We start from the raw sequence: 12,678 nt of genomic DNA on the forward strand, positions 1-12,678 counted from the left end.
ACATTTACCCCAAAGGGACTATTTTCTCACTCCCGATGTTAATGTGAGCCTGGTGAAGAGGAGGAATAATGAAAGTTTGTGGCGCTCGTCATGTTCGGGTATACTACTTTCCCGTCTTGGTAATTCCATCGTTTCACCCTAACTTCTCAGGTCCAGCATGACAACGAACTATATTTTTGTGACCGGCGGGGTCGTATCCTCTCTGGGAAAAGGCATTGCCGCAGCCTCCCTGGCAGCCATTCTTGAAGCCCGTGGCCTCAACGTAACCATGATGAAACTGGATCCGTACATCAACGTCGATCCAGGTACTATGAGCCCAATCCAACACGGGGAAGTGTTCGTTACCGAAGACGGCGCTGAAACCGATCTGGACCTGGGTCACTATGAGCGTTTCATCCGCACCAAAATGAGTCGTCGTAACAACTTCACGACTGGCCGCATCTACTCAGACGTCCTGCGCAAAGAGCGCCGTGGCGACTATCTGGGCGCGACTGTTCAGGTTATCCCGCACATCACTAACGCCATCAAAGAGCGTGTTCTTGCAGGCGGTGAAGGCCACGATGTGGTTCTGGTTGAAATCGGCGGTACGGTTGGTGATATCGAATCCCTGCCGTTCCTTGAAGCGATTCGCCAACTGGCGGTGGATATTGGCCGTGAACACGCGCTGTTCATGCATCTGACGCTGGTGCCTTACCTGGCGGCTGCCGGTGAAGTCAAAACCAAACCGACTCAGCATTCTGTAAAAGAGTTGCTGTCCATCGGTATTCAGCCTGATATCTTGGTTTGCCGTTCCGATCGTGCGATTCCGGCCAATGAACGTGCAAAAATTGCATTGTTCTGTAACGTGCCAGAAAAAGCCGTTATTTCAATGAAAGATGTCGATTCCATTTATAAAATTCCAGGCCTGTTGAAATCTCAGGGGTTGGACGATTATATTTGTAAACGATTCAGCTTGAACTGTCCGGAAGCAAATCTGTCAGAATGGGAACAGGTTATCTACGAAGAAGCCAATCCGGCAGGCGAAGTGACTATCGGTATGGTCGGCAAGTATATTGAACTGCCGGATGCCTATAAGTCAGTTATCGAAGCGCTGAAGCACGGTGGTCTGAAAAATCGTGTTACCGTCAACATCAAGCTGATCGATTCGCAAGATGTTGAAACACGTGGCGTCGAAATTCTGAAAGATTTGGATGCTATCCTGATTCCTGGTGGCTTCGGTTACCGTGGTGTTGAAGGTAAAATCGCGACAGCACGCTTTGCGCGTGAGAACAATATTCCTTATCTGGGCATTTGCCTGGGTATGCAGGTTGCGTTGATTGAGTTTGCTCGTAACGTCGTGGGTATGGACAACGCCAACTCCACGGAATTTGTGCCAGACTGTAAGTACCCGGTGGTGGCCCTGATTACCGAATGGCGTGATGAAGACGGCAACGTTGAAGTCCGTACCGAGAAGAGCGATCTGGGCGGCACAATGCGCCTTGGCGCGCAGCAGTGTCAGTTGGACGATGAGAGTCTGGTGCGTAAGCTGTACGGCACGCCGACAATTGTTGAACGCCATCGCCATCGCTACGAAGTCAACAATATGCTGTTGAAACAAATTGAAGCTGCGGGTCTGCGTGTTGCAGGCCGCTCCGGTGATGATCAGTTGGTCGAGATCATTGAGGTACCGAATCATCCGTGGTTCGTGGCCTGTCAGTTCCACCCGGAATTTACTTCCACGCCACGTGATGGGCACCCGCTGTTTGCCGGCTTCGTGAAAGCCGCCAGTGAACATCAGAAGCGTCAGGCGAAGTAAGAAGTAAAAAGTTAGAACGGCAATGCACCCATCCGGGTGCATTGTTTGTCTGGAGTTTTAGTTTAACTTGTACTGAGGAAAATCTAATGTCCAAAATCGTTAAAATCATCGGTCGTGAAATCATCGACTCCCGTGGTAACCCGACTGTTGAAGCCGAAGTACACCTGGAAGGTGGTTTCGTTGGTATGGCAGCAGCTCCGTCAGGTGCTTCTACTGGTTCCCGCGAAGCACTGGAACTGCGCGATGGCGACAAATCCCGTTTCATGGGTAAAGGCGTACTGAAAGCGGTTGGCGCGGTAAACGGCCCAATTGCTCAGGCTCTGCTGGGTAAAGATGCTAAAGATCAGGCTGGCATCGACAAGATCATGATCGATCTGGACGGTACTGAAAACAAATCCAACTTCGGTGCAAACGCCATCCTGGCTGTGTCCCTGGCGAATGCCAAAGCAGCAGCTGCTGCTAAAGGCCTGCCGCTGTATGCGCACATCGCTGAGCTGAACGGTACTCCGGGCAAATTCTCTATGCCGGTTCCGATGATGAACATCATCAACGGTGGTGAGCACGCTGACAACAACGTCGACATCCAGGAATTTATGATTCAGCCAGTTGGCGCTAAATCCCTGAAAGAAGCCGTACGTATGGGTTCTGAAGTGTTCCATAACCTGGCTAAAGTTCTGAAAGCTAAAGGTATGAACACTGCAGTAGGTGACGAAGGTGGCTACGCGCCGAACCTGGGTTCCAACGCAGAAGCACTGGCTGTTATTGCTGAAGCGGTTAAAGCAGCAGGCTACGAGCTGGGCAAAGACATCACCCTGGCGATGGACTGTGCAGCATCTGAATTCTACAAAGACGGTAAATACGTTCTGGCTGGCGAAGGCAACAAAGCATTCACCTCCGAAGAATTCACTCACTTCCTGGAAGAACTGACCAAACAGTATCCGATCGTGTCTATCGAAGACGGTCTGGACGAATCTGACTGGGACGGTTTCGCATACCAGACTAAAGTACTGGGCGACAAAATCCAGCTGGTTGGTGACGATCTGTTTGTAACCAACACCAAGATCCTGAAAGAAGGTATCGACAAAGGCATCGTTAACTCCATCCTGATCAAATTCAACCAGATCGGTTCTCTGACCGAAACTCTGGCTGCGATCAAAATGGCGAAAGACGCTGGCTACACCGCTGTCATCTCTCACCGTTCAGGCGAAACTGAAGACGCTACCATCGCTGACCTGGCTGTTGGTACCGCTGCAGGCCAGATCAAAACCGGTTCTATGAGCCGTTCTGACCGCGTTGCTAAATACAACCAGCTGATTCGTATCGAAGAAGCTCTGGGTGAACAAGCGCCGTACAACGGTCGTAAAGAGATCAAAGGCCAGGCATAATCCTGTTCTTTAGTTCTTAACGTAAAAACCCGCCTCGGCGGGTTTTTTTATGCCTTTAAAGCAGTAGCGGTAAGGTCGCGCTGGCGGTTTGCTGACTTACATCGCTGTACTTTTCATCCAGCGTAATCAGCGACGTGGTGAGCAGTTCTACCAACAGCATCACACCCACCTTTGCATTTAGCGCTCCAGCGCTCAGCGGGCCTTCGGGTTTGGCTGCAACCAGTTGGATATCACTCAACGAAGCCAGCGGGCTGCGTGGCGTATTACTCAGCGCCAGTACGCGTACGCCTTGCTTACGCGCAAGTTTAACCACATGTAGCAGGTCGCGAGTAGAGCCTGAACTGGAAATCGCTACCACCAGTGAGTCTTTGGAAAGCGTTGTGGCATTCATGGCGGCACGGTGCATGTCGCTGAACAGTTGTACAGGTTTGCCAAGGCGCAAAAGTTTGTAATGTAGATATTCCCCCAGAATCGCACTGGCCGCCACGCCATAAATTTGTACCGATTGCGCCTGGTGCAACGCGAGGGTTGCCGCTTCCAGTAATGTCCTGTCGAGTAATTTTGCTGTGTCTTGTAACGCCTGAATGGATTCATTGACTACATTGTCAATCTCATCACCGCTGTGTTCCACCGGCTGTCCGTGCTGGAGATCAAGTGCCAGCGCCATCTTAAATTCGTTATAACCCTTACACCCCAGCGTGCGGCACAGACGTGTGACGCTAGCCTCGCTGGTGTCGCTTTCACGAGCCAGTTCGGTAATCGTCAGGTAGACAACTCTCGCCGGATCGCTCAGCACGTATTCACCTAGCTTCTGTTGTGTTCGGCTATATCCGTCTAAACCCTGGCGCAATCTCAGCAGCAGGTTTTCATTTTCTGACATGCAAAATCCTTAATACGTTTCTCTGTCGATAGTGTGGCGGAAAGCTGGGGAGAGATGCCAGTCATTTTAAAAAAGTATGATCGGCTTCCAGAGTTTTGATGGTAATTTTCACTTTTATAATTAATTGTGGTAAAAATTTTCATCATTACTCAGGGGAAATGAAAAAATGATGCAAATGTTTAGCGGTGCCTCGTCAGGTGCATGGTTTGAAAAGGCGCAGCGGTTCGGTAAATCGTTCATGCTGCCGATTGCGGTATTACCCGCTGCTGGGCTGCTGTTGGGCATTGGTGGTGCACTATCGAACCCCAACACACTGACGGCCTATCCGTTTTTAGATGTCGGCTGGTTGCAGGCTATCTTCACTATCATGACCAGCGCGGGCTCCATTGTGTTTGCCAACCTGTCGGTGCTCTTTGCTGTTGGAGTGGCGGTGGGCCTGGCGAAAACAGATAAAGGCACGGCAGGTCTTGCCGCGTTGCTGGCGTTTTTGGTGATGAATGCCACTATCAACGCCTTGCTGATCCTGAATGGGACGCTGGCGCATGAAAACCCGGGTGCTGTTGGGCAGGGGATGACGCTTGGTATCCAGACGCTGGAAACGGGGGTATTTGGTGGGGTGGTGATTGGTCTTGTCACCTGCGCGCTGCACAGTCGCTTTAATAAAGTCTCGCTGCCGCAGTTTCTTGGCTTCTTTAGCGGCTCGCGCTTTGTACCGATTATTAGCTCGCTTGCGGCGATTGCAGTAGGCGCCGCTATGACGGTGGTCTGGCCCCATTTCCAGAAACTCATTTTTGGACTGGGTGGCCTTGTTGATGCAACGGGTTACCTGGGGACGCTACTGTACGGTTTTATCCTGCGCATGCTTGGCCCACTGGGCTTACACCATATCTTTTATCTGCCGTTCTGGACGACGGCGCTCGGCGGCAGTGAAATCGTTAACGGCCAACTGGTTGAAGGCACGCAGCGTATTTTCTTTGCTCAGCTTGCCGATCCGAACACCCAGCAGTTCTATGTCGGTACTTCACGCTTTATGTCCGGGCGCTTCATTACCATGATGTTCGGCCTGCTCGGGGCATGTCTGGCGATGTACCACACGGCTAAGTCAGAGAACAAAAAGGCGTTTGCCGGTCTGCTGCTGTCAGCTGCCTTGACCTCTTTCCTGACCGGCATCACTGAGCCGATTGAGTTCTCCTTCCTGTTTGTGGCACCCGTCTTGTATGTCATTCACGCCTTCTTCGATGGTCTGGCGTTTATGATTGCCCATATTTTACATATCACTATTGGGCAAACCTTCTCGGGTGGACTCATCGATTTCATTCTCTTTGGTGTGTTGCAAGGCGAAGCGAAAACCAACTGGATGTACGTGCCTATGGTGGGCGTGCCATGGTTCTTCCTGTACTACTTCACCTTCCGCTATTTGATAAATCGCTTTGGCTGGCTGACGCCGGGCCGTGAGAACGTAACATCGGTAGAGACCGCGATGCCTCAAAGCGAACGAGCCGCGGCTGTGGTCTCTGGACTTGGTGGCAAAGAGAATCTGGAAGAGGTGGATTGCTGTGCCACGCGTTTACGCGTGACGGTGAAGGATGGCAGCAAAGTTAATGAATCGGCGCTGAAAGCAACCGGAGCGCGTGGCGTGATTATTCGTGGCAATGGTGTTCAGGTGATCTATGGCCCGCACGTCACCATTATCAAAAATGAAGTTGAAGAGATCTTATCGTAATGAAAACTGTACTGAATTCGCTGAAAGGTAAGTTAATTGTCTCCTGCCAGGCGCTGGAAAATGAGCCTCTACACAGCCCGTTTATTATGTCACGTATGGCGCTGGCGGCAGCGCAGGGCGGTGCTGCAGGTATCCGTGCGAACAGTGTAGCGGACATACGCGCCATTAAAGAGAGCGTGGCTCTGCCGATCATTGGGATCATCAAACGTGATTACCCGGGTAGCGAAGTGTTTATCACCGCCACCATGCAGGAAGTAGATGAGTTGATGGCCGTTGAGCCGGAGATTATTGCTCTTGATGCCACTTCGCGCCCGCGTCCCGGCGGGCAAACGCTGGAAGGACTGGTCACGCAAATCCGCGCTCGCTACCCATCCGTGCTGTTGATGGCGGATATCTCCAGCGTAGACGAAGCCGTTACCGCCGAACGACTAGGCTTTGACTGCGTGGGAACGACGCTTTATGGTTACACGTCAGAGACAGCCGGGCATGTGCTTGCGGATAACGACTGTGGTTTTTTACGTGAGGTGTTAGCTGCGGTCAGCGTACCGGTGGTGGCGGAGGGGAACGTCGACACCCCTGAACGGGCCGCCCACTGCCTGGCATTGGGCGCATACACCGTGGTGGTGGGAGGCGCTATCACCCGTCCACAACAAATAACGGCACGCTTTGTCACGGCTATCGCATCGTAAAGCAACGATGGGGCATGATACTTTGGCGGGGATCTGCGATAATTATCGTTTATCCCCACATTGAGAAGACTATGCAGTACCCGATTAACGAGATGTTCCAGACCCTGCAAGGTGAGGGTTACTTTACCGGTGTCCCCGCCATTTTTATTCGTTTACAGGGATGCCCGGTTGGCTGTGCCTGGTGCGATACCAAACACACCTGGGATAAGCTTGAGGATCGGGAAGTCTCCCTGTACAGCATCCTGGCTAAGACCAAAGAGAGTGATAAATGGGGGGCGGCGAGCAGCGAAGATCTGCTGGCCGTTATTCAGCGTCAGGGCTATACCGCCCGTCATGTGGTGATCACCGGTGGTGAACCCTGCATTCATGACCTGATGCCACTGACTGAACTGCTGGAAAAAAACGGCTTTAGCTGCCAGATTGAAACCAGCGGCACGCACGAAGTTCGCTGTACGCCGAATACCTGGGTGACCGTATCACCGAAGGTAAATATGCGCGGTGGCTATGACGTGTTGTCACAGGCGCTGGAGCGCGCCAATGAAATCAAGCACCCGGTGGGGCGTGTTCGCGACATCGAAGCGCTGGATGAACTGCTGGCGACGTTGACCGATGATAAACCGCGTATCATCGCTTTACAGCCAATCAGCCAGAAAGAAGATGCTACGCGTCTGTGTATTGATACCTGTATTGCACGCAACTGGCGTCTGTCGATGCAAACGCATAAATATCTGAATATTGCCTGATATTTTGCCGGGTGGACATTCTCCTCCCGGCATGCATGTTATGCGTTTGACCAGCTTTGAATGGATTCGACGCTATCCAGATTCCCATGCAGCACTTCATACGATTTTTTCAAAATTACATCGGTATGTTGAGTTAAATCCCGGAAAATCCCTCTATTCAATGCTTCATAGCGTCTGGCATTACTCTCAATCGGCATAAACACATCTTTCACCCGCACCATTTTTTCAATTGCGGTCTCATAGTTCGGATACAGGCCAAGCCCTACTGCCGTGTTGATTGCCGCGCCCAGGCTTGCGCAACCGTTAATGGCATTACGTTTTGCTGGAAGGTTGAATACGTCAGCGAAGATTTGCATAAACAGATCGCTGTTTGAACCACCGCCGGTGATGATCACCTGTTTAGCAAAGTGGTTCATTTCATTGCACATATTGTCGTAGTTGTTTTTCAACGTCAGCGCAACGCTCTCCAGAATAGAACGGTAAATCCAGGCGTAGTCCATGCTGGAATCAAAGCCTATCATGATCCCTCGTTTAAACGGTTCCCAGGGATTTGTCAGCCAGTCGAGTACGGTCATCAGGCCATTACAACCTGGGGGGACGTTGGCCGCTTTCTTGTTCAGCAAATCCTCCGGCGACAGATCCTGCGCTTTCGCATCCTGGATAAGCGACTCCCCCAACATATCCCGCAGCCAACTGACCGTCCACATGCCTTTGCGAATGCCGTAGCCTTCATAAAGCAGGGTTTCAGGGATAGAGGACATAATCGGCCAGTAAGCGAGTGGATCGTTTGGCAACGCTTTACCATTCATCATCAGGGCGATATAGGTCCCCAATGAGATCACCGCAGTTTCGTCATCCAGTAATCCTGCGCCCAGGGCTTCTACCGGTTTATCGCTGGTGGTACAAACCACTGGCAATCCGGCTGGGAAGTTTGTTGCCTGTGCGGCTTCTTGGGTGAGGTGTCCGAGAACTGTTCCTGGCATCTGGATATCAAACAGCATCTTGCGTGGGATATTGAATTTCTTCATCACCTCGGCATCATCGCTCCACGCCCAAGTTTTGTAATCCACCGGCCACTGACCAAAGTAGTTAGCAATATTGTCTTTAAATTCACCGGTTAAGCGATGTGACAGATAACCCGAAAATGAGGTGACGTAAGCTACGTCAGCGTTGGTGTGTTCGTAGGGACGGGTAACGCGTGCATCCTGCCAGCTAATCAGCGGGGCGGCGGGTGTACCGTCAGCTTTGAGCAATGCGCGACAACAGCGAATAGAACCTAGCCCAATGCCGACAATATCTTTTTTGTCGCCGGCGAACTGGCTCATTAGGTCTTTTCCTGCAAAGCATAATGAGGTCCACAAATCATCATCAGGATGCTCTGCCGTATCGGCATCGGGAGTTCGCATTGGTCGCAGAAGTCCTTTGCCTTCACACACCACATTACCTTCCAGATCGTACATCACGACTTTTGTACTCTGGCTTCCACCATCAATTCCAATGATGTATTTCTTCGACATTGTGATTCTCCTTTAATTATCTATCTTCACTCGCCGGAGGTTTCTGCGGCCTGTGATGTCATCTTTTCCGGTGTAACGTTGGCGGTACGAATTTTGCGAGACAGCAAAAAGGTAAACAAAACAACCATGCATAGTGCCGCCAGTCCCATCAGCCACATGTTGCGGTAAGCTTCCGCAGGCGGAAGTGTGTCCTGCCAGTGACCGACGATTGGGTAGACAAAAACATCGGGCAAAAAACCAATAACCGAGCAGATACCCACGGTGGTTCCCATGATGTAAGACGGCGTTCTGGCTTCGCCTGGGCATGCCCAATACAACCCGCGTGAGGCATAGCAGGTGAACCCTAGTAGCAGAATCAAGCCAATACCCATAACGACAGATTGCGGATTTGAGTTGGTTATCAGCAACGCTACCAGCGTTATGGCTCCAACAATTGAGAGCAACTGAACCACGCGAGTTGGCGATTTTATTTTGCTATAGGTCGTGATGATGCCGCCCAAAGGGCCGCAGATGGCGCGGAAAATCTTGTTAATCACAATGCCCATATAGCTCGCGGCTACCAGAGACATACCGTACATTTCGGTCAGATAGTTAGTGGAGTAGCTCAAGATGGCGTAAATCGTAAAGACGCCAAAAATAACCATGCTGCAATACCAAGTGGTACTGATGCGTAAAACGGCCAGGATATCGCTAAACTGGAATGTCTGCTTTTCTTCTTTTGTTGCAGTGCTGGAGCGATTACTGTCGCTAACAAAAAACCAGCATAAAATTCCCAGCAGGATATAAACTACGCTGTAAATCAGGATCACGGCTTTCAGGCTGTTGCTGTCGTCCGGTGTGAAGCGAGAAAATACCCACATGGTAAATACAGCCAACGACATAACGCCGACACCGCGCAGTCCTTCCATCCAGCCCATGATTTTCCCTTGTTCGCTGTGGTCGCCAAGTAGCGATGCGGCTTTAATTGATACCGACCACAGCATCAGGATCGTGGTAATAGCGAACGCGACCTGAATACAAAGCATGACCCATAATGGGGGATAGGTCATCATCAGTAGACCAAGCAGTCCGGTAATAACCATTGCTGATGTAATCATTATTCGATGGGAAAATTTATCGGCAATAACTCCGCTGGGAGCATAAAGAACAATAGCGGCAATACCGAACGTACTCATTATTAGTCCTATTTCGGTATTGCTAAATCCCATGAATTTTGCCATGGGGATTTGATAGATATAGCGCAAATAGGCGAGATCAAAACTAACGCCACCGCTAAAACTAATAATAGCGAGGGTTATCCAACGGCGATATGATTGGTTTTGCATATCTAATTTCCATTTATATAGACGAAAAAAAGAGAAAAGTAACCCGCCTTTTCAGGAGGATTACTTTTCTCTGGTCTCTAGTAATTACAGTTAGGAATATCATGGAAGAGGTGTTTAGAGTGTGAGAATAATCACGATTTTTGTTTTTCCCTATAATTAATAAATGAACAAGATATCTGTGATATTGATCACGTAAGATAATCTACCGCTGTGCTAAAAATTTACTCCAGTTACCAGAGATAATGAGAAAGGTGACTTCCCTCTTGCGGGGGAAGTTGCCTTTCTTTTTTTTTGCCTAAAGGAATTTGGAGTTAACTATGTCGATCGAATCTCTCAACGCATTCTCAATGAACTTTTTCTCCCTGAAAGGGAAAACGGCAATTGTGACGGGTGGCAACAGTGGTCTGGGGCAGGCTTTCGCTATGGCGTTGGCAAAAGCCGGTGCCAATCTGTTCATACCTAGCTTTGTAAAAGATAATGGTGAAACAAGGGAAATTATTGAAAAACAAGGTGTTGAAGTTGAATTTATGCAGGTGGATATAACAGAGAAAGGCGCGCCGCAGAAAATTATCGCCGCATGCTGTGAGCGCTTTGGCACGGTGGATATTCTGGTGAACAATGCCGGAATTTGTAAGCTGAATAAGGTTCTGGACTTTGGTCGCGCGGACTGGGATCCGATGATTGATGTCAATCTAACGGCGGCGTTTGAACTGAGTTACGAAACTGCAAAAATTATGATTCCGCAGAATAGCGGTAAAATTATTAATATCTGTTCCTTGTTTTCTTATCTTGGTGGACAGTGGTCTCCTGCCTACTCAGCAACCAAACATGCGCTGGCTGGTTTTACTAAAGCATATTGCGATGAACTTGGGCAATATAATATTCAGGTTAACGGTATTGCACCGGGGTATTATGCAACAGATATTACGCTGGCCACGCGCAGCAATCCAGAAACAAACCAGCGGGTACTGGATCATATTCCTGCCAATCGTTGGGGGGATACCCAGGACTTAATGGGGGCAGTGATATTCCTTGCCAGCCAGGCATCTAATTATGTCAATGGTCATTTACTGGTCGTCGATGGTGGTTATTTAGTTCGCTAACACTTGGCGGTGGTTTCTGTTTTTATTAATTATTCTGTATTAATTATCAGAAAGGAATAACTATGTCTTTATCTCGTGAAGAAATTGTTGACCAGTTAAAAGAAATTGTTGGGTCCGAGCGCGTAATTACCGATGAAACCGTATTAAAGAAAAACAGTATTGACCGTTTTCGTAAATATGCTGATATTCACGGCGTTTACACGCTGCCCATCCCGGCGGCGGTGGTTAAACTCGGATCGACAGAACAAGTTTCCCGCGTTCTGACATTCATGAATCAGCATAAAATCAATGGAGTACCGCGTACCGGCGCATCCGCGACGGAGGGCGGCCTGGAAACCGTCGTCAAAGATTCCGTGGTGCTGGATGGTGCCGGGATGAACCAGATCTTGAGTATTGATATTGAGAATATGCAGGCGACGGCACAGTGCGGAGTTCCGCTTGAACTTCTGGAAAATGCGTTGCGTGAAAAGGGCTATACCACCGGGCATTCTCCTCAGTCTAAGCCGTTGGCGCAAATGGGCGGTTTGGTTGCGACTCGTAGTATTGGGCAGTTCTCCACGCTGTATGGTGCAATCGAAGATATGGTTGTTGGCCTGGAGGCGGTGCTGGCAGATGGTACGGTGACTCGTATTAAGAACGTGCCACGTCGAGCTGCCGGGCCAGATATTCGCCATATCATCATTGGTAACGAAGGCGCACTGTGCTATGTCACTGAAGTCACGGTGAAAATCTTCAAATTCACGCCGGAGAATAACCTTTTTTACGGCTACATTCTGGATGACATGAAAATCGGTTTCGACATCCTGCGTGAAGTGATGGTGGAAGGCTACCGTCCCTCTATTGCGCGTCTGTACGACGCGGAGGATGGCACCCAGCATTTCACCCATTTTGCCGATGGTAAATGTGTGTTGATCTTTATGGCTGAAGGCAATCCACGGCTGGCACATGCGACTGGCGAAGGTATTGCGGAGATCGTGGCGCGTTATCCTCAATGTCAGCGTGTGGACAGCAAGCTTATCGAGAACTGGTTTAACCATTTGAACTGGGGCCCGGAAAAAGTGGCTGCAGAACGCGTGCAGATCCTGAAAACCGGCAATATGGGCTTTACGACGGAAGTCTCCGGTTGCTGGAGTTGCATTCATCAAATCTACGAAAACGTGATCAATCGTATCCGTACCGAATTTCCACATGCGGATGACATCACCATGCTGGGCGGTCACTCTTCCCACAGTTATATTAACGGTACCAACATGTACTTTGTGTATGACTACAACGTGGTGGACTGCAAGCCGGAAGAGGAGATTGATAAGTACCATAATCCGCTCAACAAGATCATCTGCGAAGAGACGATCCGTCTTGGCGGCTCCATGGTGCATCACCACGGCATCGGTAAGCACCGCGTTCACTGGAGCAAACTGGAGCACGGTAGCGCATGGCCGCTGCTGGAGGGGCTCAAACGCCAATTTGATCCAAACGGTATCATGAACGCGGGGACGATCTACCCGATTGAGAAATAAA

At 50.0% G+C, this 12,678-nt stretch carries 10 protein-coding genes; 7 read left to right on the forward strand and 3 right to left on the reverse strand.

Translation table 11 applies throughout. The features are described from left to right. Positions 1-157: 157 nt before the first annotated feature. Together pyrG and eno are read left to right on the forward strand one after the other, a co-directional pair. Positions 158-1,795, forward strand: coding sequence for a glutamine hydrolyzing CTP synthase (gene pyrG / locus E4Z61_RS21590; RefSeq protein WP_135324499.1), 1,638 nt, complete (start codon positions 158-160; stop codon positions 1,793-1,795). 86 nt (positions 1,796-1,881) lie between these two features. Then, positions 1,882-3,180, forward strand: coding sequence for a phosphopyruvate hydratase (gene eno, locus E4Z61_RS21595; protein ID WP_115257599.1), 1,299 nt, complete (start codon positions 1,882-1,884; stop codon positions 3,178-3,180). A 55-nt stretch (positions 3,181-3,235) separates the two neighbouring features. On the opposite strand, the gene E4Z61_RS21600 is transcribed toward eno, so the two are convergent. After that, positions 3,236-4,060 (reverse strand): MurR/RpiR family transcriptional regulator, encoded by an 825-nt coding sequence (locus E4Z61_RS21600; protein WP_135324500.1) that lies wholly within the window; start codon positions 4,058-4,060, stop codon positions 3,236-3,238. 166 nt (positions 4,061-4,226) lie between these two features. Here E4Z61_RS21600 and E4Z61_RS21605 point away from each other — a divergent pair, with 166 nt between their 5' ends. The 3 genes from E4Z61_RS21605 to queE all read left to right on the forward strand — a co-directional run bounded on the left by E4Z61_RS21605 (position 4,227) and on the right by queE (position 7,215). Beyond that, complete coding sequence (locus tag E4Z61_RS21605; RefSeq protein ID WP_135324501.1) at positions 4,227-5,783, forward strand: PTS transporter subunit EIIC; 1,557 nt, start codon at positions 4,227-4,229, stop codon at positions 5,781-5,783. Continuing rightward, positions 5,783-6,472 (forward strand): N-acetylmannosamine-6-phosphate 2-epimerase, encoded by a 690-nt coding sequence (locus tag E4Z61_RS21610; RefSeq protein ID WP_135324502.1) that lies wholly within the window; start codon positions 5,783-5,785, stop codon positions 6,470-6,472. The genes E4Z61_RS21605 and E4Z61_RS21610 overlap by 1 nt, the downstream gene beginning before the upstream one ends. 71 nt (positions 6,473-6,543) lie before the next feature. Beyond that, the gene (gene queE / locus E4Z61_RS21615) at positions 6,544-7,215 is read left to right on the forward strand and encodes a 7-carboxy-7-deazaguanine synthase QueE (RefSeq protein ID WP_135324503.1); all 672 of its coding nucleotides are present in this window, start codon (positions 6,544-6,546) and stop codon (positions 7,213-7,215) included. A gap of 38 nt (positions 7,216-7,253) precedes the next feature. Here queE and E4Z61_RS21620 read toward each other — a convergent pair whose 3' ends face one another. Together E4Z61_RS21620 and E4Z61_RS21625 are read right to left on the reverse strand one after the other, a co-directional pair. After that, positions 7,254-8,732 (reverse strand): FGGY-family carbohydrate kinase, encoded by a 1,479-nt coding sequence (locus tag E4Z61_RS21620; protein WP_135324504.1) that lies wholly within the window; start codon positions 8,730-8,732, stop codon positions 7,254-7,256. Positions 8,733-8,758: 26 nt separating this feature from the next. After that, positions 8,759-10,057 carry an MFS transporter gene (locus E4Z61_RS21625; RefSeq protein WP_135324505.1) on the reverse strand — a complete coding sequence of 433 codons (1,299 nt, stop codon included), beginning with the start codon at positions 10,055-10,057 and terminating at the stop codon, positions 8,759-8,761. A 317-nt stretch (positions 10,058-10,374) separates the two neighbouring features. On the opposite strand from E4Z61_RS21625, the gene E4Z61_RS21630 reads away from it, so the two are divergent. Both E4Z61_RS21630 and E4Z61_RS21635 read left to right on the forward strand, forming a co-directional pair. Beyond that, entirely contained in the window at positions 10,375-11,160 is a 786-nt protein-coding gene (locus E4Z61_RS21630) for an SDR family oxidoreductase (RefSeq protein ID WP_135324506.1), read from the forward strand. Positions 11,161-11,222: 62 nt separating this feature from the next. Further along, positions 11,223-12,677, forward strand: coding sequence for an FAD-binding oxidoreductase (locus E4Z61_RS21635; protein WP_135324507.1), 1,455 nt, complete (start codon positions 11,223-11,225; stop codon positions 12,675-12,677). Position 12,678: the final 1 nt, after the last annotated feature.

It is taken from the genome of Citrobacter tructae, assembly GCF_004684345.1.
Classification (GTDB): domain Bacteria; phylum Pseudomonadota; class Gammaproteobacteria; order Enterobacterales; family Enterobacteriaceae; genus Citrobacter; species Citrobacter tructae.

Coding starts and splice junctions, on each gene's coding strand:
- queE (WP_135324503.1), top strand. CDS start 6,544: ATGCAGTACCCGATTAACGAGATGTTCCAGACCCTGCAAGGTGAGGGT.
- pyrG (WP_135324499.1), top strand. CDS start 158: ATGACAACGAACTATATTTTTGTGACCGGCGGGGTCGTATCCTCTCTG.
- E4Z61_RS21610 (WP_135324502.1), top strand. CDS start 5,783: ATGAAAACTGTACTGAATTCGCTGAAAGGTAAGTTAATTGTCTCCTGC.
- E4Z61_RS21625 (WP_135324505.1), bottom strand. CDS start 10,057: ATGCAAAACCAATCATATCGCCGTTGGATAACCCTCGCTATTATTAGT.
- E4Z61_RS21630 (WP_135324506.1), top strand. CDS start 10,375: ATGTCGATCGAATCTCTCAACGCATTCTCAATGAACTTTTTCTCCCTG.
- E4Z61_RS21635 (WP_135324507.1), top strand. CDS start 11,223: ATGTCTTTATCTCGTGAAGAAATTGTTGACCAGTTAAAAGAAATTGTT.
- E4Z61_RS21620 (WP_135324504.1), bottom strand. CDS start 8,732: ATGTCGAAGAAATACATCATTGGAATTGATGGTGGAAGCCAGAGTACA.
- eno (WP_115257599.1), top strand. CDS start 1,882: ATGTCCAAAATCGTTAAAATCATCGGTCGTGAAATCATCGACTCCCGT.
- E4Z61_RS21600 (WP_135324500.1), bottom strand. CDS start 4,060: ATGTCAGAAAATGAAAACCTGCTGCTGAGATTGCGCCAGGGTTTAGAC.
- E4Z61_RS21605 (WP_135324501.1), top strand. CDS start 4,227: ATGATGCAAATGTTTAGCGGTGCCTCGTCAGGTGCATGGTTTGAAAAG.